The organism is uncultured Rhodoblastus sp. (genome assembly GCF_903903185.1).
Lineage (GTDB): Bacteria > Pseudomonadota > Alphaproteobacteria > Rhizobiales > Beijerinckiaceae > Rhodoblastus.
The window spans coordinates 1-19,600 of sequence record NZ_CAIUXT010000170.1 but is presented as its reverse complement, the minus strand read 5'-3'; the positions used below and the strand labels follow the sequence as shown (position 1 = coordinate 19,600).

Sequence of the window (19,600 nt, the reverse complement as noted above, 5' to 3'; positions counted from 1 at the left end):
GTGATCGTGGCGATCAACAAGGACGAGGACGCCCCGATCTTCCAGGTCGCCGACTATGGCCTCGTCGCCGATCTCTATGCCGCCCTCCCCGAACTCGACGCCGAACTGGCGAAGGTCGGACGTTAGACTAGATGCGTCGGCGGCGATTGTGACCTATGATCCCGCCAACTTTAAAGAACCGCTCGGGAATGGTCATGGCTTTTGAAATTCGCAAGATCGGCGTCATCGGCGCGGGACAGATGGGCGGAGGCATCGCCCAGGTCAGCGCGCTCGCCGGATTCGACGTCGTCCTGAACGATCTGTCGGAAGATCGGATCGAAGCGGCGATAGCCCGGATCGACGCCAATCTCGCCCGCCTGATCGAGCGGGACGCCCTGACCGCGGCGGAGAAAAGCGCCGCTTTGGCGCGCATCAAGGCCTCGACCGATTTTGCGGCCCTGTCCGACGCCGATCTGGCGATGGAGGCGGCGGCGGAAAACGAGGAGATCAAGCGCAAGATCTTCAGCACTCTCTGCGCTTTTCTCAAAAAGGACGCGATCATCGCGACCAATACTTCGTCCATATCCATCACGCGCCTGGCCTCAATCACCGACCGGCCGGGTCGCTTCATCGGCATTCATTTCATGAATCCCGTGCCGCGCATGCAACTGGTTGAACTGATTCGCGGCATAGCGACCGATGACGAAACTTTTCAGGCGGCGCGGGCCTATATCGAAAAGCTTCACAAGACGGTCACGGTCTCCGAGGATTTCCCGGCCTTCATCGTCAACCGCATCCTCCTGCCGATGATTAATGAAGCGATCTATACGCTTTACGAAGGCGTCGGCTCGGTCGATGCGATCGACACCGCCATGCGGCTTGGCGCCAATCATCCGATGGGTCCGTTGCAACTCGCCGATTTCATCGGTCTCGACACCTGCCTGTCAGTCATGCAGGTGCTCCACGAAGGTCTCGCCGATTCCAAATATCGTCCCTGCCCGCTGCTGGTGAAATATGTCGAGGCCGGGTGGCTCGGCCGCAAGGCGCAACGCGGATTTTACGATTATCGAAGCGGCGCGCCTGTCCCGACGCGTTGAGCGGGATTTCCAGTTTTTTTATTAATTTTATTCGCCGAAGCGGACCTGCGGTATATGCGAACAGGAATTCGGCGCGCTTGAAAACACTCTATTGTCGCCCTGCCGATCTGCAAGCGGAGCGTTTTCCGCATCGCTTGAAAGCGCGCCAAATCGACGCATTGTCAACAAACGCCTTCACAAAGCCGTCATCGGCCCTGTAGACTATGGTAGCTGGAGATTCGGTTTAATAGCGGGCTGTTTTGGACGAGGCAGGCCATGAATCAACATGTCAAGCCGACATTTTTGCTGGCGCTTCGCCTGGCGCTAATCGGTTTGTCCCTGAATTCTGTCCAGCAGATAGAAATAGGTTGTCCGATGCGGAAGCCCTGTCCGGCGCAGCAACGCCGGACGGGAGGCGAGGCGTGATGGCCGCTTCGTCTCTGCCCCGGGGCCGTTGGGCGCCGGATGCGGAAACGATGCGCTTGGAATTTGCGCTCGAAATATCGTCCACGGACGGCGCCGCCCTCGTCGATCCTGCGCTCCTCGATCCCTACCCGCGACTGTGGTTCGAACGAAGTCGGCCCTCCGGCGAACCTTTCTGGCGGAGGGCGGCATGAGCGCTTCCGCGGCCAACCTGCGCACGCTTGTATTGAACGCCGACATGCAGCCCGTCTCTTGGGCGCCCTTGTCGATCTGGAGCTGGCAAGACGCCCTGGTCGCCCTGCTCAAGGGCCGCGTCTATCCGGTGGCCTCCTATGACGACATCGTCGTGCGCTCCGCCAACCGGTCTTTCGAAGTTCCGTCCGTCGTGGCGCTCAAGGCCTATCACCGCCGCAAGACCCTCGCCTTCACCCGCTATCACGTTTTCCTGCGCGATGAATTCACCTGCCAATATTGCGGCCATAAAGCCCTGGCCAAGGACCTGACCTTCGATCATGTCACGCCGCGCTCGAAAGGCGGCCAGACCGTCTGGTCGAATATCGTCGCCTGCTGCCAGCGTGACAATCTGTTGAAGGCCGACCTGACCCCCAAACAGGCGGGATTGAAATTGCGCCGCCAACCCTTCGAGCCCACGCCCTTCCAGCTCGACATGATCGCCCGCCGCATCCCCCAGGCCAATAACGAACTCCACAAGACCTGGAACGATTTTCTTTACTGGGACGCCGAACTGGAGCGCTGAGGCGTGGCCGGATCCCAGTCGTCGCGTCCAAGCCGCCGACAGGCGCAAAGGCCGGTCTTTTCCTGGAATATGGGCTCGCTTTTTCCGCAGTTCGAACTTTTGGAGCTGAGGGGCGAGCGCGATCCGGAATCCCCTTTCGCTCGAAAACGCTCGAAAACGCCATAATGGCGGCGATTCCCGATCAATGCGCATTGACAGCGGCGCGCGGCGCGAATAACCCCACCGTCCGATAGCCATTGACCGTCCAGGACCTTGGCGCAGTTTGACGAGAGGGGATTTGCACCATTGGCTAAACCGGAGCTCGGCAGCAAGCGTCAGTGCCAGAATTGCGGCGCGAAATTTTTTGACCTGAACAGAGACCCCATCCTCTGCCCCAAATGCGGCGCGACCTTCCAGCCGCCGGCGCTATCGCGCGCCGCCGCCCGAGCCGCCGCCGCAGAGGACGAGGAAGCCGAATTGCCCGAAGCCGGCGCGGAAATCATCTCGCTTGAGGACGCCGACGCGGGCGAGGAAAAGGTCGCGGCCGTAGTGGACGACGATGTCGATCTCGGCGACGACGCCGCGGACGACACTTTCCTCGAAGAGGAAGAAGAAGATAGCGACGATGTGTCCGCTCTTATCGACGGTGAAATCGAAACCGACGAGGAAGCCTGAAGCCAGCAGTTCGAAAACGCGTCGTCCGGTTTCGAGTGGCGATCCCCGATCCGATCGAACGGATCGGGGAGTTTCTCGTGCGGGCCGCCGAGAATTTTAGGCTGCATCGCAATTGAATAGATACTTTTTGCAAAGTACGGCGACGGTTTTTTGCAATTTTCAGATTTTTCCCCTCGCACCGTTCAAGGGGCTTGTCGCATCCTCGCCTTGCGGCTATACACCCGCCCACTGCCTCGCCGCCCAGCGGTTGGCCTGCCCAAGGGCCGGAGGTTGAAAACGTGGGGCCATAGCTCAGTTGGGAGAGCGCTTCAATGGCATTGAAGAGGTCGTCGGTTCGATTCCGTCTGGCTCCACCAGTCTATCCAAACCCTTGATTCTGCTACAGAATCTTCCCCAGTCACGCCACATTGTCGCACAACGGTGGCCAACAATGGTGTCGCCATTCCAGACGTAAGTGTTTGGAAGCGTGGAGAAAACGGTCGTGGCAACTGCCACACGTTCATCTGGTCGGGCGAACGACGAATCCGCCGATAATTTCAGCTTCGTTTCCCTCGCATTCGGCAAGCCGAAGATGGGCGACCTCGCTTCCTGGAGGCCCCCGGCGCATTTCCGCCAGCAGCGCTTCTATATTGGCGGCGGCGCCCTGAACAAGCGCCTCGACGGCGCCATTGTTCCGGTTGCGCACCCAGCCCGAAATGCCGAGTCGCGTGGCGCTGCGACGCGCGAATTCGCGGTAGCCGACCCCCTGCACCACGCCCTCGACCCATACCTTCGAACAGACCGGCCCAACTCGGACCGCTTTCCCGTCCATCGGAGTCACAATTCTCGGGCGAGCTTTTCGAGGCGCGCGCGGGAATCGGCGACGCCCTGCCGCGAGAATAGTGATCGCGACTCGCCTCGCGGCGCCATCTTCCGCACGGCGCTGGAGGCGGCGATCTCGCCCCTGTTGGCGAATTCCTCGTGATTGCGATCGATTTCGTCGAGATCGTAAAGGTAATTGACCATGATCGACGCCGATTCGCGCAGGCCTTTGGCCGAACGGTCGCCGAGCCAGTTGATGCGCTCCAGCCGGGCGCCATTGCCGAGGTGGAACCGCGCCACCGGATCGACCGGTCGTCCGTCGGGAGTCTTGGCCTTGAGGAAATAGTGCGCCGCCAGAGGCTCCAGCGTCCGCCGCAGGCTCTCGATCTTTTCGGGCGCGTCCATCCATTCCGGCGACGTCAGCTGGGCGCAGATCGCCGGATCCAATCCGGCGAGGGCCGGATCCGTGCCGGCCGAAAGCCATTTCATGAAGCCCGGGACCGGCGACAAAGTGACGAATTGATCGAGCTTCGGCAGTTCGCGGCGCAACTCGACCACGACCTGTTTGATCAGGAAATTGCCGAAGGAGACCCCCGCCAGCCCTTCCTGGCAATTGGAGATCGAATAGAAGACCGCCGTGCGGGCCTTTTCGGCGTCTTCATGCGCGCGATCCGCCGCTAGCAGCGCCTGCACATTGTCCGGCATCGGCGTCGTCAGCGCCACTTCGACGAAGATCAACGGCTCATCGACCATTGCCGGGTGGAAAAAGGCGTAGCAGCGGCGATCCTTGGGATCGATGCGGCGACGCAAATCATCCCAATCCCGGATTTGATGCACCGCCTCGTAGCGGATGATCTTTTCGAGAATATTGGCCGGCGTCCCCCAATCGATATGGCGCAAAACGAGAAAGCCGGGATTGAACCAGGAAGCGAACAAATGGGTGAAATCGGCGTCCACCAGCGCCAGTTCCGGATTAACTCCGGAAAATTTGCGGAAATCGGCCCGCATGGCGACAAGACCCTTGGTGCCGCCCGGCGCGCGATTGAGCCGGCGGAACAATTCCTGACGGCGCGGCTCGGTGCAATAATGCAGGTTCGAGGCGGCGGCGGCGTCGGGACTTTGGCTATAGGCCGAGACCGCTTTCGCGAGCCTCTCGCGATTGGGACCGAAATCGCGCGCCAGGCTTTCAAAAAACTCGACTTTTTCCAGATCCGGCAGCCGCGCGTAGGCGTTAAGGGCCTCGCGGGCGATTGCTGCGCCTGAGGCTTCGCCGCGCCCCGACAGCACCGCCTCGCAAAGCGTCAGCACGTCTACCGCGGCAGTCGGCATGTCGGTTGCCGACCAGCCCTTGCGGTCGAGCAGATTGCGCCCGCCTTCGGCGATGCTGGTCAGGAGGTCGCTGAAGAAGGCGTTGCTCATGTCGCGCGCTCCCTTTGTCGCTCCGCGTCGGATTTCAGCAAAAAGCCGGCCAAATTAATGCATGAGTCCGAAAGGGCCGCAATGCGTCATTTGGCGAGGAGAACCCTCCGGCATTCGGGCGGCAGGCTGGACAGAGTCAGCGGCGGCTTCGGCTTGGCGTTGGGATTGAGCCGGGGATGCAGGATCGAGGGCTTGAACCACCAGTCGAGCGCGGCGGCGTCGCAGCCCTCGCCCGGCGGGACCGGATCTTGCTCCTGGCACAGATCGGCGCCGTCGGGGCAGGCGATGCGCACATGAAAATGATAATTATGCCCATAATAGGGGCGCACCTTGTGCAGCCAGGAGCGGTCGCCGGTCGCCTCGCGGCAAAGCGCCTTCTTGATCGCGGCATTGACGAAAATGCGCTCGACGCCGGGGTCGAGCGCCGCAGCGTGGATGATCGCCATCTGGCCCGGCGTCCATGCCGAACGGTCAATGTCGAGCCCGTCCTCGCGCACCATGTTGACCGCCGACATTTCCTCGCGCTCGCGCCGGCTCAGCTGACGACCGGGCATGGGCGTGAGCCAGATGTCGGCGTCGAGGCCGATCTGATGCGAGGCGTGGCCGGTGATCATCGGGCCGCCGCGCGGCTGGGACATGTCGCCGACGAGAATGCCCGGCCAGCCCGCCTCCCGGGGCGCGTGGCTCGACAGATTTTCCAGAAAACGGACGAGATTGGGATGCCCCCAGTAGCGATCCCGCGACAGGCGCATCACCTGCCAGGTTTCGCCGCTGACCGGCAAGGCCTTCGCCCCGGCAAGACAGCCGCGCGAATAAAAGCCGATCGAACGCGCGGCCAGGTCGGCCGGCCCGGCGGCGCGACCGAACAATTCCTTGGCCGGTGTCGTCGGCGCGTCGGGGTGGGCCAAGGGCGGCAGTGGCCTGGGATCAACCGAGCCTTTTTCCTGCGCCAGCGCAGCCAAACAAAGGGGCGCCGTCAGCGCCGCCGCAGCGAGCAGGCGGACAGTCAGACGGTCACGGCTGGCTCCCAATGGCATCTTGTAAACCTTTATTTCAATTTGAACTTTACGGCGAAACCGTGAACTGGAATCCTGTTGTCGGGTTCGTGTTTCGTCGTTTATCCGGGGCTTGTCATGCGTAAGTTGGTCCAGTTTCTGGTTGTTGTTCTTGCCTTGTTTTCCGCCCCGCTCGCAGCGCGCGCGAAAGTGCGCATCACCGTCGACCTCTCCTCGCAGCAGATGGACGTTCTGTCGGACAGCGGTTCATCCTACTCCTGGCCGATTTCCTCGGCCCGTTCAGGCTACGTCACGCCGCGCGGCGTCTATTCGGCGGTCAGCCTGCAAACCATGCATCGTTCGAAAAAATACCATAATTCGCCGATGCCGCATTCGATTTTCTTCCACGGCGGCTACGCCATTCACGGAACCTACGAAACCGCTTCGCTCGGCCGCCCGGCCTCGCATGGCTGCGTCCGCATTTCCCCGGCCAACGCCGCAATGCTGTTTTCGCTGGTGCGGGCCGAGGGCGCGACGATCGAGATCGTCGGTTCGCCGCCTCCGAGCCACCCTTTCGCCAGCGAAAGCCGCCATCGTCGCCATTACGCCCTGGCGCATCACAAGCATTATGCGCGCTCGGGTCATGGCCATCGGGCTACCGCCTTGTCTTATGCGCCAGAACGCCGCGGCGATTTTCCGACGCGCGTGTTCGGCTACGTCTTGCACTAAGCTTATTCCCGAAAATTGAGGACTTTTTCGGAAATCCAGCCTAACGCAAACGATCCCGCAGGCCGGCATCGTAACGCAGCTTGAGCGCGATGATCAGCAGGTTCAGCGCGACCGTCAGCGTATTGAACAGGACGATCGAGGCGGAGCCGATCAGCACGCCGTACAGCAGCCAAAGCGAACAGCCGGCGACGAAAGTGATCTGGGTTATCAGCGAGATCGAGCGGGCGTCGCGGCTGCGCAGGATTTTGATCGCCTGCGGCGTCCAGCACAAGGTCGTCAGGGTTCCGGCCGCAAAGCCGACGATTTCCGAACTGAGGCTCACCCGATCGTTCCCTTGCTGTCGACCCTTCCGCCCGTTTACGCCATCGGCCCTTGAAAAGGAGCAATGGGTTGCGCTCCGGCGCCGTTAAACGCCACCGAACAACCGCGCCATCACCCGCGCGGTATAATCGACCATTGGAACGACGCGCGCATAATTGAGCCGCGTTGGACCGATCACGCCGAGCACGCCAACGATGCGCCGCTGCGAATCGTGAAACGGCGCGGCGATCATCGACGAACCGGAGAGCGAAAACAGCTTGTTCTCCGAGCCGATGAAAATGCGTACGCCCTCGCCATCCTCGGCGCGCGCCAAGAGGTCGATGACATCGTGCTTGGTTTCGAGATCGTCGAACAGCAGGCGGATGCGCTCGACGTCCGCCATCGCGGTCACGTCCTCCAGCAGGTTGGCCTGGCCGCGCACGATAAGATTTTGCGCCGCTCCCGCCGGTCCGGCCCAACCGGCCAACCCCGCCGACACCAGTCTGGCGGTCAGCACATCGAGCTCGTCCTTGGCGGCGGCGCGTGAAGTCTCGATCTCGTCGCGCACTTGCGCCAGCGTGCGGCCGCGCAGCCGCGAATTGAGATAGTTGCTGGCCTCGATCAGCGAGGAGGGCGGCAGGTCGGCGGGAACCGGCAGGATGCGATTTTCCACCGAGCCATCTTCCGACACCAGAATCGCCAGAGCCCTTTCCGGCTCCAGCCGGACGAAATCGATCTGTTTGAGGCGATTATTGTCCTTGGTGGTCAAAACCACCCCGGCGCCGCGCGAAAGACCGGAAAGCAGGATTCCTGCCTCGGCAAGGGCTTCGTCCATGGTCTTGTCGCGCGAGGCGGCGGCGATCTGCGTCTCGATCCGGCTGCGCTCGTCGTCGGTCAAATCTCCCATCTGCAACAGGGAATCGACGAAGAAGCGCAGGCCCAGTTCGGTCGGCAGGCGTCCGGCGCTGGTATGGGGCGAAAACACCAGCCCCAGTTCTTCCAGATCCTGCATTACATTGCGCACTGAAGCGGCGGACAGCGGCATGGGCAGGATGCGCGACAGGTGGCGCGAGCCGACCGGTTCGCCATGGGCGAGATAGGATTCGACAATATTCCTGAAAATTTCGCGCGACCGCTCGTTGAGCCGCGAGAGCGCGCCGACGCTGGAGGTCGGAAATTCAGGATTGGACGCCATGCAGCGACTTTCGCGCGTCGCGCATTTTTCCGCAAGCGGCTTGCAGCAGGGCTCAGGCTTGGCGGCTAAGCCAAACTCCCCGCCGGAAGACGCGGCAGGGCGAACCATTTCGGCGATAAGGAAAAGTTCAGGCCTGTTTGGCGAGCGCGGCGACGCTGGCGGTCAGGCGCGAAACCTTGCGCGAGGCGGTGTTCTTGTGAACGATGCCCTTTTGCGCGGCGCGCATCAGGATCGGCTCGGCGACCGAAAGGGCGTTGCGCGCGGCGGTCTGGTCGCCGGAAAGGATGGCTTCCTCGACCTTGCGGACGAAAGTGCGCAGCTTGCTGCGGCGCTGGCGGTTCACCGCGGTGCGGCGCGCGATCTGACGGACGGCTTTCTTAGCCGATTTGGTATTGGCCATATTTATCCCCGGACGAAGCGCCGGCGGAAATTTCCTGGGCGGCGCAGTCGAAAAACGATGACGGCGCCTTTTGCAGGCGCCGCGAACAAAGGGCTTATAGGCGCGAAACCGGCGATCCGTCAACGCGCGATTTGTGCATGATTTAAGCCGAGCGGGATTCGCGGCCGGCCCGATTTCCTGTTCAGCGGTCGCTGAATCGCGGCGTCCGCTTTTCGATGAAGGCCGCCATGCCTTCCTTCTGGTCCTGGGTGGCGAAAGCGGCGTGGAAATTCCGCCGCTCGAACTTGACTCCTTGCGTCAAGGTCATTTCCTGCGACGAATTGATGCAATCCTTGATCTGCATGGCGATCGGCAATGACTTGTCGGCAATGGCTTTCCCCGCCGCCATCGCCTCTTCGACCAGCTTTTCGGCGGGCACGATGCGCGCGACGAGGCCGGCTTTTTCCGCTTCGCGCGCGTCCATAAGCCGTCCCGTGAGGCACATTTCCATGGCCTTGGCCTTGCCCACCGCCCTTGCCAGCCGCTGCGTGCCGCCGGCGCCGGGCATGATGCCGAGCTTGATCTCCGGCTGCCCGAACTGGGCGTTTTCCGCCGCAAGAATATAGTCGCACATCATCGCCAGTTCGCAGCCGCCGCCCAGCGCAAATCCTGCCACGGCGGCGATCGCCGGCTTGCGGAAATAGGAAAGCCTTTCCCAACTTGCGATGGTGTCGCTCAGATAGGCGTCCATATAGGTCAGCGCCTGCAATTCCTTGATGTCGGCGCCGGCGGCGAAAGCCTTGTCCGAACCGGTGAGAACCAGCGCGCCAATAGCGCGGTCCTTCTCGAATCCGTCGAGGGCCACATTGAGTTCGGAAATCAGCGCCGAATTGAGCGCGTTGAGCGCCTTGGGCCGGTTGAGGCGGATAAGCCCCACCGTATCGTGAACTTCGACAATGATATTTTCAAATTTCATGCGCAACCCTTTCCGGCCCCGTCGCCAAATCGTTAACGGAGCCGGAAAGAATTTGGAAGGGTTGCTCCCGATCTGCGATCCGAATCAATCGGATCGCAAAGCGGGTTGCTTGATTTTTAGGCTTATTCGTCACAAACGCCTGTCGATATGCGCGGCGAATAGGCTCTCAAAGACCGTCGAACAGCGCCGTAGACAGATAACGCTCGGCGAAGGAAGGAATGATGATGACGATATTCTTGCCTTCCGAACTCGGCCGCGCCGCGACCTGCAGCGCCGCCGCCACGGCCGCGCCCGAAGAAATGCCGACCGGCACGCCTTCAAGACGGGCGACATGCCGCGCCGTCTCAAGCGCCGTGGCGCTGTCGATGGTGACGACCTCGTCGATCACGGCGCGATCGAGCACCGAGGGCACGAAACCCGCGCCAATGCCCTGAATCTTGTGCGGACCGGGCTGGCCGCCCGACAGAACAGGCGATTCGACTGGTTCGACCGCGATGATTTTGATGCCGGGCTTGCGCGCCTTGAGCACTTCGCCGACGCCGGTGATGGTGCCGCCGGTGCCGACGCCGGAAATAATGATATCGACGGAGCCGTCGGTGTCGTTCCAGATTTCTTCCGCCGTGGTGCGGCGGTGAATTTCGGGATTGGCGGGATTGTCGAATTGCGCCGGCGTGATGGCGCCGGGCGTCGAGGCGACCAGTTCGGCGGCCTTGGCGATCGCGCCCTTCATGCCTTGCGCGGCAGGCGTGAGAATCAGTTCCGCGCCGAGCAGAGCCAGCATCTTGCGCCGTTCGATCGACATGGATTCCGGCATCACCAATTGCAGCTTGTAGCCGCGCGCCGCGGCGACAAAGGCCAGCGCGATGCCGGTATTGCCGGAGGTCGGCTCGATCAGCACGGTCTTGCCGGGCTCGATCTTGCCCTGCGCCTCCAGCGCGTCGATCATAGCGACGCCAATTCGGTCCTTGACCGAGGCGATCGGATTGAAGAACTCCAGCTTGGCGATCAGGTTGGCCTTGACCCCGCGCTCGGCGGCAATCCGCTTCAAACGCACCAGCGGCGTATCGCCGATGGTGTCGGTGATCGAATTATAGATTTTTCCGCGTCCCGGCTTTTTCTCTGCGGTTTCAATCCTGGTCGCCTCGTTCATCGCTCTGCTCCATTCGGCGCTCTGCGCCTTGCTCGGAAGATATCCCGGAAAGTCTAGCAAAGTTGATAAAATCTGTCGAATAAAGTCTTATTCTGAAGCTGCGGCTTTCCGACGCGCTTGAGCACGGCCGGCGCCCTCAGACGGCGCCCGCGCCCTTGCCTTTCGAGCCCAAACCGCCCGTCGAGCCGAAGCCGCCGTCGCCACGCTCGGTCGCCGCAATCTCCTCCGCCAGCGTCAGACGCGCCTGTGTAACGGGGGCGATGACAAGCTGGGCGATGCGCGCGCCGCGCGCGATTTCGAACGGCTTTTCGCCGTGGTTGATCAGAATTACGCTGATTTCGCCGCGATAATCGCTGTCGATCGTGCCCGGCGAATTCAGCACGGTGACGCCATGATGGAGAGCGAGGCCCGAACGCGGTCGCGCCTGCGCCTCGTAGCCGGGCGAAAGCTCGATCGCCAGTCCGGTCGGCACGAGGGCGCGGCCGCCCGGCGCCAGCAGCAGCGGCGCGTCGGCCGGGACTGCGGCGACGAGATCGAGGCCCGCCGCGCCGGCGCTTTGGTAGGCCGGGAGAGGCAGGCCTTCGGCATGGGGCAGGCGCCTGATCTTGATTTCCAATTAAGGAGCCTCCCGCCACGCCAGAATTTGCGCCAGATGGCCGATGAGCCGGCGCGCCGCCTCGTCCTTGCCAAGCCTCGGCCAGGTCGTCTCGCCCTCGGCGCTCACCAGCACAAGAGTGTTTTCGTCGCCGCCCATGACGCCGGCGTTCTCGCTGACGTCATTGGCGACGATCAGATCGCAGCCCTTGCGCAGGCGTTTCTTGCGCGCGTGATCGAGCAGATGTTCGGTTTCGGCGGCGAAGCCGACGACGAGCGGCGGCCGGCCCGCCGCGCGCTGCGCCACCTCGGCAAGAATATCGGGATTTTCGACGAGATGGAGCGTCGGCAGACCGCCGCCGGTCTTCTTGATCTTCTGGCCGGCGTCGCTTTCGACGCGCCAGTCGGCGACGGCGGCGGCGGCGATGAATAGATCGCAGGGCAGCGCGGCCTCCGCCGCCGCCGCCATTTGGCGCGCCGTCTCCACGCGCACGAGAGACACGCCCTCCGGCGCTTCGAGCGCGACCGGCCCGGAAATCAAGATGACCTCGGCTCCCGCCTCGCGCGCCGCCCGGGCGATGGCGAAGCCCTGCTTGCCGGAGGAGCGGTTGGCGATATAGCGCACCGGATCGATCGGCTCATGGGTCGGCCCGGCGGTGACGACGATTTTTTTGCCCGTGAGAAGATCGACCGGATTTTGGGCCCTGTTCAGCGCGGCGTTGATGGCGGCGAAAATTGCCTCCGGCTCGGCCATCCGGCCGGGACCCTGTTCGCCGCAGGCCATCGGCCCGTCGTCCGGTCCGACGAAAATCATGCCGTCCTCGCGCAACACCGCCAGATTGCGGCGGGTCGCCGGATGGGTCCACATGCGCCAGTTCATCGCCGGCGCGGCCAGCGCCGCCTTGTCGGAGGCGAGCAGCAGCGTCGAGGCGAGATCATTGGCGAGGCCCTGCGCCGCCTTGGCCAGAAGGTCGGCGGTGGCCGGCGCGATGACCACGAGATCGGCCTGCCGGCTCAACTGGATATGGCCCATTTCGGTTTCGTCGGTCAGCGAAAACAGATCCTCGTAGACCTTGGCGCCGGAAAGGCTCGCCAGCGAGAGCGGCGTGACGAATTGCGCGCCGGCCCCAGTGAGGACGACGCGGACTTCCATTTCCGCCTTCCGCAACAGCCGGATCAGTTCAAGGCTCTTATAGGCGGCGACGCCGCCGCCGACGATCAGCAGGATGGAAGGCTTTTCGATGGGCGTCGCCATGGCGGGCGCTCCTCAACGCCGGATCAGAAAGACGATCAGCAGCAGGATGAAAACAATGACATAACGCCAGAAACGTTGGCCCGCCGCCTGGGCCGCGCCGAGAGCCGCGACCGTATGGGGCGCCAGGACCAGCCCGCGCTCGGTCAAGGTTTCGAGCTTTTCTGCGATCCGGGCGGCGCGCGCCAGCATTTCCGGGGTCTGCCCGGCCAGCTGGGCCAGCGCGGCAAGACCCTGGCCCGCGTCGGCGATTTTGCCGCGCGGACCGAGATTATTCTCCATCCAGGTTCTGACCACCGGTTCGGCAGTGGACCACATGTCGATGCGCGGATCGAGCGACCGCGCCACGCCCTCGACCACCACCATGGTCTTTTGCAGCATGACCAGTTCGATCCGCGTGCGCATGTCGAACAGCGCGGTGATCTCGAACAGCAACGTCAATACCTTGGCCATAGAAATTTCATCGGCGCGGCGCGAATGGATCGGTTCACCGACTGCTCGGATGGCCTGGGCGAAATCTTCGACCCGGTAATGCGCCGGCACGTAGCCCGCCTCGAAATGCACTTCCGCCACCCGCCGATAATCCCGGGTGATGAAGCCATAGAGGATTTCCGCGAGAAAACGCCGTTCCTTGGTCCCGAGCCTACCCATGATGCCGAAATCCACCGCCGCCAATCGGCCTGCGTTGGTCAGGAACAGATTGCCCGGATGCATGTCGGCATGAAAAAAGCCGTCACGCACCGCGTGGCGCAGAAAGGACTGAATCAGGGTGCGGCCAAGCCGGGCCGGATCGACGCCGCTGCGGCGCAACGCCTCGACATCGGAAAGCGCAATGCCGTCGATCCATTCGAGCGTCATGACTTCGCGGGCGCAATGGTCCCAATCGACCCTGGGCACCAGAAAATCGTCGTCGCCTTCGGTGTTTTCGGCGAATTCCGAGGCCGCGGCGGCCTCGAGCCGGAAATCCATTTCGATCTTGACCGAGCGGGCAAGCGTATCGACGACGCCGATCGCGTTGAGCCTCTCCGCTTCGGGCGAAAGCTTTTCCGCGATGCGGGCGGCGAAAAACATGTCGCCGAGATCGCGGCGAAACCGCCTTTCTATGCCGGGCCGCAGGACTTTTACCGCGACGGGACGCGAAACGCCGTCCTCGACGATCGTCGCCCGATGCACCTGCGCCACCGAGGCGGCCGCCACCGGCTCGCCGAATTCGCCGAACAATTCCGAAATCGGCCGCGCGAACGCCTTTTCGATGACTGCGACCGCGATGTCGCGGGGAAAAGGCGCCATGCGGTCCTGCAGCGCCTCCAATTGCCGCGCCACTTCGACGCCGACCACGTCGGGCCGGGTCGCCAGCGTCTGGCCGAGTTTGACATAGGAAGGGCCAAGCCGGGCTATGGCCGGCGCCAGCCGCGTCATGCCTCCGTCGCGCCGGGCGACCAGCCCCGCGAGGAACAGACCCAGCCGCGCCACGCCCGGCATTTCGGCGGCGTCGACGCCGGAAAACACGCCTTCGCGCGCCAGAATGAAACCAGCGCGGCCGAGCCGCAGGACATGGCCGAGGGATGCCAACACGTTCTGCGCCCGATCTGTTACAATTTCCAGCCGGAATGAATGGCGACGATCCCGCCGGTCAGGCGCGTGAAACCGACACGCTGAAATCCAGCTTGTTCGATCATCGCGGCGAAGTCCTCGGCGGCGGGAAACTGCCGGATCGATTCGACCAGATAGCGATAGGGCTCGGCCTCGCCGGCGACGACCCGGCCGATCAGCGGAATCATCGAGAAGGAATAGGATTCGTAGATTTTGGCGAGCAGGGGCGCCTCGACCTGGGAAAACTCGAGGCAGAGGAAGCGCCCGCCGCGCTTCAGCGTGCGATAGGCTTCCGTCAGGGCCTTGTCTATGCGCGGCACGTTGCGGATGCCGAAGGCGATCGTATAGGCGTCGAATTCATTGTCGGGAAAAGGCAGGTCCTCGGCATTGGCCTCGACAAAAGTCAATTGTTCGGCAAGACCATTCTTCTCCGCCCTTTCGCGCCCGACCGCCAGCATGTCGCCATTGATATCGAGCACGGTGACGCTGGTATTCGGGCCGCCGGACCGCGCCACGCGGAAGGCCACGTCGCCGGTGCCGCCGGCCACATCGAGATGGTTGAACGACCGGCGGCTGGAGGGATGAACCTTGCCGACCAGCAAGTCCTTCCAGACACGATGCAATCCGCCGGACATGAGGTCATTCATCATGTCATAACGACGCGCAACCTTGTGGAACACGTCGTCGACGAGCCGCTGCTTGTCGTCGAGCCGAACTTCCGAATAGCCGAAATGGGTGCTGGCGTCGGAGCGCTGGTTCTCGACCGCATCCTGCGTGAAGCCTGGCGATTGGGCGTCTTGCATCTTATCCTCTCCCCGAAACGGGCGGACCATAGCGCGAACGCTCGTCCAAGACTATCTGTAGGCCCCTATCTATCGTCGCCTGTATGCCGGCGTCTATCCACCAACCTGTCTTTCCGCGTCACTTTGTCGCGGCCTAAGCAAGAAATGAAGGGCCGAAATGCCGGAATTGCCGGAAGTCGAGACAGTGCGACGCGGCCTGGCGCCGGTTCTGGTCGGCGCGCGCATTCGCCGCGCGGAATTGCGGCGGTCCGATCTGCGTTTCCCTTTTCCGCCGGATTTCGCCAAGAACCTGCAAGGCCGGCTTGTCACCGGCCTCGACCGCCGGGCGAAATATCTGGTCGCGCGCCTCGACGATGGCGCGGCGCTGATCGCCCATCTCGGCATGAGCGGCGCCTTTCGCATCGAAACCCTGCAAGACGCCGGCGCCGCGCCTCTTGGGGCCTTCGCCATGGCGCGGTCGAAAGATCCGACACACGATCATGTCATCCTGCATCTCGAAGGCGGCGCCCGGGTGATCTACAACGATCCGCGCCGCTTCGGCTTCATGACTCTCGCGCTTGAGGCTGAACTGGAGGCGCATCCGTTTTTCACCCATCTCGGCGTCGAGCCTCTGTCCCAGGGCTTCGACGCCCGCGTGCTGGCGCGGCTGTTTGCAGGGAGGAAAACTCTTCTCAAGTCAGCTCTGCTCGACCAGAAACTGATCGCGGGCCTAGGAAACATCTATGTCTGCGAGGCGCTCCACCGCTCCGGCCTTTCGCCCTTTCGCGCGGCGGGCGATCTGGTCAAGGCCAATGGCGCGCCCGCCCGGTCGGCTCAAAGGCTCGCAAGGGCGATCCGCGACGTGCTCGGGGAGGCGGTCGAGGCGGGGGGCTCGTCGTTGCGCGATCACCGCCGGGCCGACGGTTCGCTCGGCTATTTCCAGCACCGATTTCAGGTTTACGGCCGCACCGGCGAAGCTTGCGCGACGCCCTGTTGTGGAGGGACAATTCTGAGACAGACGCAAAATGGCCGATCGAGTTTTTTTTGCCCGAAATGCCAGAGGTGAGACTCTCGGCTGCGGTTTTTAAGCGTATTCTTAAGGCGAATCGAACTCCGCTTCGCTCGAACCAAAGATTCGCCTCGACGAGAACGCTTCAGGAGAGCGCCATTGGCAAAACCGGCGATGGGTTTTGAAAGCGTGCTGAACTTTTTTGGCCGGGCGCCGAAAAAAACCGTCAGCGAAATCGAGGTCGCGCATCGGGGCGCGACTTTTCGCATCGCGCTCAAACGCGTCGCGACGGCGCGAAGACTGACCCTGCGCGTTCGCGCGGCGACGCGGGACATCGTCCTGACCATGCCGCCCCGGGCCGGATTGCGTCAGGCGAAGGAATTCGCACAAAACCACGCCGAATGGATCGCCCAGCGTCTGGCGCGGCTGCCGCGGCGCCTGCCCTTCGAGCCCGGCGCCCGGATTTTCCTGCGCGATGTCGAACATCTGCTGCTTCACTGCCCCGACGCGAGCGAAAGGCGTGGCGCGGTCTGGCTGGAGCAGCGCGAAAGTGGTCCGGCCCTTTGCGTCGGCGGCGATCCCGCCCATTTCGAGCGCCGAGTAGCCGACTTCCTGCGCCGCGAGGCCCGACGCGATCTCGAAAAGGCCGTGCGCCGTCACGCCAGCGCGGTGGGACGCGCGCCCGTCGCGTTATCGCTGCGCGACACATCGAGCCGCTGGGGCTCCTGTTCGGCGAAAGGCGCGTTGAATTTTTCCTGGCGGCTGATCATGGCGCCACCCTATGTTCTCGATTATCTCGCGGCCCATGAAACCGCGCATCTGCGTCATCACGACCATTCCGCGCCGTTCTGGTCGTTGACGAAAAGCCTGTGCCCCCGGATGGAACAGGCTGAGGCCTGGCTCAAGGCGCATGGCGCCCGATTGCATCGCTATGGCCGCCGGCCGGAGGCGGCGAGGGAGCGCGAGATCAGCGCCGGATGAAGGTCAGATAGACCGGCTGCCGCCCTTCGCGCAAAGCCTTGGCTTCATAGCGCGTGCCCGGCCAGTCCCGCCAGGGCGTCAGCCATTCCACGGCTGTTTGCGCTGGCCATGCGAAATCCGGCGAGCGCAGGATCCGAGCCAGCGTCCAGCCGGCGTAATCGTCGATGTCGGTCGCGAATCGCAGCTCCGCGCCGGGCCGCATCGCCCTCGCCAGCCGCGCCAACAGCGAGTCGGAGACGAATCGGCGTTCGCGATGGCGCCTTTTCGGCCAGGGATCGGGATAGAGCAGGCAGACGCCGGACAGGGTCGCCGCGGGGAGGGCGCCGATCAAGTCGTTGGCGTCGCCGGGATGGACGCGAATATTGGCGAGGCCGCGCGTCTCGATCTCGACCAGCAGCTTGGCCACGCCATTGACGAAAGGCTCGCAGCCGAAATAGCCGCGCTCAGGATGGGCCTGGGCGTCGGCGGCGAGATGTTCGCCGCCGCCAAAGCCGATTTCGAGGCGAAGATCGTCGGGTCGGACTGCAAAAAGCCCTGAAGGATCGTCGAGGGCGCCGGCGAGATCGACAAGGACCTCAGGCAGCAGGTTCTCCATCAGGCCCGCCTGATAGGAGCGCAGGGTCTTGCCCTTGCGCCTGCCATAAAGTCCCGCTTCGCGTCGCGCGCGACGTGGTTCTTCAGGCTGGTCGCCGTTCGCGCCCTCCCGGCTTCTCAGGCGAAATGCGCCTTGAGCTTGTCGACGAGATCGGTCTTTTCCCAGGTGAACCCGCCATCCGCATCCGGCTCGCGGCCGAAATGGCCGTAAGCGGAAGTGCGCGCGTAGATCGGACGGCTAAGGCGGAGATGTTCGCGAATGCCGCGCGGCGACAGTCGGACGATCGTGAACAGCACGTCCTCCAGCGCCGCTTCGTCCACCTTGCCCGTGCCATGGGTATCGACATAGATCGACAAGGGCTCGGCGACGCCGATCGCATAGGAGAGCTGAATGGTGACGCGGTCGGCAAGGCCGGCGGCGACGACGTTCTTGGCGAGATAGCGCGCGGCATAGGCGGCGGAGCGGTCCACCTTGGTCGGATCCTTGCCGGAAAAAGCGCCGCCGCCGTGCGGCGCGGCGCCGCCGTAAGTGTCGACGATGATCTTGCGTCCGGTGAGGCCGGTGTCGCCATCGGGTCCGCCGATGACGAATTTGCCGGTCGGATTGACGTGCCAGACCGTCTGTTCTGAAATCCAGCCCGCCGGCAGGGTCTTTACGATATACGGTTCGACGATCTTCCGCACGTCCTCGGAAGTCAGGTCTTCGTCGACATGCTGGGTCGAAAGCACGATCTGGGTCACGCCGACCGGCTTGCCGCCGACATATTGGACCGTGACCTGGCTCTTGGCGTCCGGACCGAGCTTGATGGCGCCGCCGTCGCCGGTCTTGCGCGCCTTGGCGAGGACTTCGAGAATCTTGTGCGCATAATGGAGCGGCGCGGGCATGAGATCTGCGGTTTCATTGGCGGCGTAGCCAAACATGATGCCTTGGTCGCCCGCCCCTTCGTCCTTGTTGCCGGCGGCGTCCACGCCCTGCGCGATATCGACGGACTGGGGATGGAGCAAAATCTCGATTTCGGCCGTATCCCAATGGAAGCCGCTCTGCTCGTAGCCGATGTCCTTGATCGCCGCGCGCGTGACTTGCCTGATCTTGTCATGGGAGATTTCGGGGCCGCGCACTTCACCGGCGATGACCACGCGATTGGTGGTCACGAGGGTCTCGGCGGCGACGCGAATCTGGGACGGATCGACGCCGGCCTTCGCGCCTTCGCGAAAGAAAAGATCGACGATTTCATCGGAAATCCGATCGGCGACCTTGTCGGGATGACCTTCGGATACCGATTCGCTTGTGAACAGAAAATCGCTGCGGGCCACGAAATGCCTCCTGGTGCCAAAACCGTCGCCACGCCAATGGGGCATGACAAAACCCGGTTGGTTTAATGGAAGGTCGTTCGTTTCGTCAAGCTTTTAGGCGCCAATCGTTCGATAAACCGAACAACTTGGCGCTTTCCGCTTGTTTTCAGCCCTTGGAGCCCTCAGCGAGCGTCGTCACCAGATCGACGATTTTCTTGCGGACCTTCGGGTCGGCGATTCGCGCAAAAGCGCGGTTGAGGCTCAGGCCTTCCGCCGTCATGACGAAATCACTGGCGAAATTGTCTTCCGAACCGCTCTCGGCAAATCCGCCGGATACCACGCCGTCGGATACAGGCGCACCCTTGAAAAAATAGGCCAGCGGAATGTTGAGCGCCTCCGAAATCTGCTGCAGGCGGCTGGCGCTGATCCGGTTGGCGCCCTTCTCATATTTCTGAACCTGCTGGAAAGTCAGCCCCAGGGCTTCGCCAAGCTTTTCCTGACTCATGCCGATCAGCATCCGGCGCATGCGCACCCGCGCGCCGACAGGCCGGTCGATGGGGTTGGGGACTTTGGTCACGGAAGTTCCAGCCTGCATGGTCATGAAGCTGATTTGTGACGACGCCTGACCTAAAGTCAAATGCTTCGTGGGCGAATAGAAGCGCCGACGAG

General features: G+C 62.9%; 21 protein-coding genes, 1 tRNA gene and 1 pseudogene. 8 read left to right on the top strand and 15 right to left on the bottom strand.

All coding sequences use genetic code 11. From position 1 onward, the window contains the following. From QZY01_RS15865 to QZY01_RS15845, 5 genes and pseudogenes are all read left to right on the top strand, one after another. Nucleotides 1-126 (top strand): annotated as a pseudogene (locus QZY01_RS15865) (electron transfer flavoprotein subunit alpha/FixB family protein); the annotation flags it as partial. 68 nt (nt 127-194) lie between these two features. Further along, nucleotides 195-1,076, top strand: coding sequence for a 3-hydroxybutyryl-CoA dehydrogenase (locus QZY01_RS15860; RefSeq protein WP_294538883.1), 882 nt, complete (start codon nt 195-197; stop codon nt 1,074-1,076). A gap of 592 nt (nt 1,077-1,668) precedes the next feature. Continuing rightward, nucleotides 1,669-2,235 (top strand): HNH endonuclease, encoded by a 567-nt coding sequence (locus tag QZY01_RS15855; RefSeq protein WP_294538881.1) that lies wholly within the window; start codon nt 1,669-1,671, stop codon nt 2,233-2,235. A 285-nt stretch (nt 2,236-2,520) separates the two neighbouring features. After that, a complete protein-coding gene (locus tag QZY01_RS15850; RefSeq protein ID WP_294538878.1) occupies nt 2,521-2,889 on the top strand; it encodes a TIGR02300 family protein in 369 nt (122 codons plus the stop codon). 280 nt (nt 2,890-3,169) lie between these two features. Then, a tRNA-Ala gene (locus tag QZY01_RS15845) sits at nt 3,170-3,245 on the top strand. A 143-nt stretch (nt 3,246-3,388) separates the two neighbouring features. Here QZY01_RS15845 and QZY01_RS15840 read toward each other — a convergent pair. From QZY01_RS15840 to mepA, 3 genes are all read right to left on the bottom strand, one after another. Beyond that, nucleotides 3,389-3,700, bottom strand: coding sequence for an acylphosphatase (locus tag QZY01_RS15840; RefSeq protein WP_294538875.1), 312 nt, complete (start codon nt 3,698-3,700; stop codon nt 3,389-3,391). A gap of 5 nt (nt 3,701-3,705) precedes the next feature. After that, complete coding sequence (locus QZY01_RS15835) at nt 3,706-5,109, bottom strand: malonyl-CoA decarboxylase (protein ID WP_294538873.1); 1,404 nt, start codon at nt 5,107-5,109, stop codon at nt 3,706-3,708. Nucleotides 5,110-5,195: 86 nt separating this feature from the next. Then, entirely contained in the window at nt 5,196-6,146 is a 951-nt protein-coding gene (gene mepA / locus QZY01_RS15830) for a penicillin-insensitive murein endopeptidase (protein ID WP_294538870.1), read from the bottom strand. A 96-nt stretch (nt 6,147-6,242) separates the two neighbouring features. Between mepA and QZY01_RS15825 the strand changes: the two genes are divergently transcribed. Further along, nucleotides 6,243-6,833 (top strand): L,D-transpeptidase, encoded by a 591-nt coding sequence (locus tag QZY01_RS15825; RefSeq protein ID WP_294538867.1) that lies wholly within the window; start codon nt 6,243-6,245, stop codon nt 6,831-6,833. A 40-nt stretch (nt 6,834-6,873) separates the two neighbouring features. Here QZY01_RS15825 and QZY01_RS15820 read toward each other — a convergent pair whose 3' ends face one another. From QZY01_RS15820 to ubiE, 9 genes are all read right to left on the bottom strand, one after another. Next, nucleotides 6,874-7,155 (bottom strand): SemiSWEET transporter, encoded by a 282-nt coding sequence (locus QZY01_RS15820; protein WP_294538865.1) that lies wholly within the window; start codon nt 7,153-7,155, stop codon nt 6,874-6,876. A gap of 84 nt (nt 7,156-7,239) precedes the next feature. Beyond that, entirely contained in the window at nt 7,240-8,328 is a 1,089-nt protein-coding gene (gene hrcA / locus QZY01_RS15815) for a heat-inducible transcriptional repressor HrcA (RefSeq protein WP_294538861.1), read from the bottom strand. Nucleotides 8,329-8,455: 127 nt separating this feature from the next. Further along, complete coding sequence (rpsT, locus tag QZY01_RS15810; RefSeq protein WP_294538859.1) at nt 8,456-8,728, bottom strand: 30S ribosomal protein S20; 273 nt, start codon at nt 8,726-8,728, stop codon at nt 8,456-8,458. 181 nt (nt 8,729-8,909) lie between these two features. Continuing rightward, on the bottom strand, nt 8,910-9,683 hold the full coding sequence (locus tag QZY01_RS15805; RefSeq protein ID WP_294538856.1) for an enoyl-CoA hydratase: 774 nt from the start codon (nt 9,681-9,683) through the stop codon (nt 8,910-8,912). A gap of 166 nt (nt 9,684-9,849) precedes the next feature. Continuing rightward, nucleotides 9,850-10,833, bottom strand: coding sequence for a cysteine synthase A (gene cysK, locus QZY01_RS15800; protein ID WP_294538854.1), 984 nt, complete (start codon nt 10,831-10,833; stop codon nt 9,850-9,852). Between the two features lie 136 nt (nt 10,834-10,969). Next, nucleotides 10,970-11,449: a dUTP diphosphatase gene (gene dut, locus QZY01_RS15795; RefSeq protein WP_294538851.1), complete on the bottom strand. Its 480-nt coding sequence runs from the start codon at nt 11,447-11,449 to the stop codon at nt 10,970-10,972. After that, nucleotides 11,450-12,682: a bifunctional phosphopantothenoylcysteine decarboxylase/phosphopantothenate--cysteine ligase CoaBC gene (gene coaBC, locus QZY01_RS15790; protein ID WP_294538848.1), complete on the bottom strand. Its 1,233-nt coding sequence runs from the start codon at nt 12,680-12,682 to the stop codon at nt 11,450-11,452. It abuts the gene before it with no gap. A gap of 12 nt (nt 12,683-12,694) precedes the next feature. Further along, nucleotides 12,695-14,254: a 2-polyprenylphenol 6-hydroxylase gene (gene ubiB / locus QZY01_RS15785; RefSeq protein ID WP_294538845.1), complete on the bottom strand. Its 1,560-nt coding sequence runs from the start codon at nt 14,252-14,254 to the stop codon at nt 12,695-12,697. A 17-nt stretch (nt 14,255-14,271) separates the two neighbouring features. Next, a complete protein-coding gene (gene ubiE, locus QZY01_RS15780) occupies nt 14,272-15,075 on the bottom strand; it encodes a bifunctional demethylmenaquinone methyltransferase/2-methoxy-6-polyprenyl-1,4-benzoquinol methylase UbiE (RefSeq protein WP_294538842.1) in 804 nt (267 codons plus the stop codon). A gap of 157 nt (nt 15,076-15,232) precedes the next feature. On the opposite strand from ubiE, the gene mutM reads away from it, so the two are divergent. Then, entirely contained in the window at nt 15,233-16,120 is an 888-nt protein-coding gene (mutM, locus tag QZY01_RS15775) for a bifunctional DNA-formamidopyrimidine glycosylase/DNA-(apurinic or apyrimidinic site) lyase (protein ID WP_294538839.1), read from the top strand. A 117-nt stretch (nt 16,121-16,237) separates the two neighbouring features. Then, a complete protein-coding gene (locus QZY01_RS15770; protein ID WP_294538891.1) occupies nt 16,238-17,044 on the top strand; it encodes a SprT family zinc-dependent metalloprotease in 807 nt (268 codons plus the stop codon). Here QZY01_RS15770 and QZY01_RS15765 read toward each other — a convergent pair. From QZY01_RS15765 to QZY01_RS15755, 3 genes are all read right to left on the bottom strand, one after another. Continuing rightward, nucleotides 17,031-17,759 carry a tRNA (guanine(46)-N(7))-methyltransferase TrmB gene (locus QZY01_RS15765; protein ID WP_294538889.1) on the bottom strand — a complete coding sequence of 243 codons (729 nt, stop codon included), beginning with the start codon at nt 17,757-17,759 and terminating at the stop codon, nt 17,031-17,033. The two genes, QZY01_RS15770 and QZY01_RS15765, sit on opposite strands and share 14 nt — an antisense overlap. Then, the gene (gene metK / locus QZY01_RS15760) at nt 17,756-18,952 is read right to left on the bottom strand and encodes a methionine adenosyltransferase (RefSeq protein ID WP_294538836.1); all 1,197 of its coding nucleotides are present in this window, start codon (nt 18,950-18,952) and stop codon (nt 17,756-17,758) included. The genes QZY01_RS15765 and metK overlap by 4 nt, the downstream gene beginning before the upstream one ends. A gap of 145 nt (nt 18,953-19,097) precedes the next feature. Further along, on the bottom strand, nt 19,098-19,526 hold the full coding sequence (locus QZY01_RS15755) for a helix-turn-helix transcriptional regulator (protein WP_294538886.1): 429 nt from the start codon (nt 19,524-19,526) through the stop codon (nt 19,098-19,100). Nucleotides 19,527-19,600 lie beyond the last annotated feature (74 nt).

Coding starts and splice junctions, on each gene's coding strand:
- mepA (WP_294538870.1), bottom strand. CDS start 6,146: ATGCCATTGGGAGCCAGCCGTGACCGTCTGACTGTCCGCCTGCTCGCT.
- QZY01_RS15805 (WP_294538856.1), bottom strand. CDS start 9,683: ATGAAATTTGAAAATATCATTGTCGAAGTTCACGATACGGTGGGGCTT.
- cysK (WP_294538854.1), bottom strand. CDS start 10,833: ATGAACGAGGCGACCAGGATTGAAACCGCAGAGAAAAAGCCGGGACGC.
- QZY01_RS15835 (WP_294538873.1), bottom strand. CDS start 5,109: ATGAGCAACGCCTTCTTCAGCGACCTCCTGACCAGCATCGCCGAAGGC.
- rpsT (WP_294538859.1), bottom strand. CDS start 8,728: ATGGCCAATACCAAATCGGCTAAGAAAGCCGTCCGTCAGATCGCGCGC.
- QZY01_RS15840 (WP_294538875.1), bottom strand. CDS start 3,700: ATGGACGGGAAAGCGGTCCGAGTTGGGCCGGTCTGTTCGAAGGTATGG.
- QZY01_RS15855 (WP_294538881.1), top strand. CDS start 1,669: ATGAGCGCTTCCGCGGCCAACCTGCGCACGCTTGTATTGAACGCCGAC.
- QZY01_RS15825 (WP_294538867.1), top strand. CDS start 6,243: ATGCGTAAGTTGGTCCAGTTTCTGGTTGTTGTTCTTGCCTTGTTTTCC.
- QZY01_RS15755 (WP_294538886.1), bottom strand. CDS start 19,526: ATGCAGGCTGGAACTTCCGTGACCAAAGTCCCCAACCCCATCGACCGG.
- mutM (WP_294538839.1), top strand. CDS start 15,233: ATGCCGGAATTGCCGGAAGTCGAGACAGTGCGACGCGGCCTGGCGCCG.
- coaBC (WP_294538848.1), bottom strand. CDS start 12,682: ATGGCGACGCCCATCGAAAAGCCTTCCATCCTGCTGATCGTCGGCGGC.
- QZY01_RS15860 (WP_294538883.1), top strand. CDS start 195: ATGGCTTTTGAAATTCGCAAGATCGGCGTCATCGGCGCGGGACAGATG.
- ubiE (WP_294538842.1), bottom strand. CDS start 15,075: ATGCAAGACGCCCAATCGCCAGGCTTCACGCAGGATGCGGTCGAGAAC.
- QZY01_RS15770 (WP_294538891.1), top strand. CDS start 16,238: ATGGGTTTTGAAAGCGTGCTGAACTTTTTTGGCCGGGCGCCGAAAAAA.
- hrcA (WP_294538861.1), bottom strand. CDS start 8,328: ATGGCGTCCAATCCTGAATTTCCGACCTCCAGCGTCGGCGCGCTCTCG.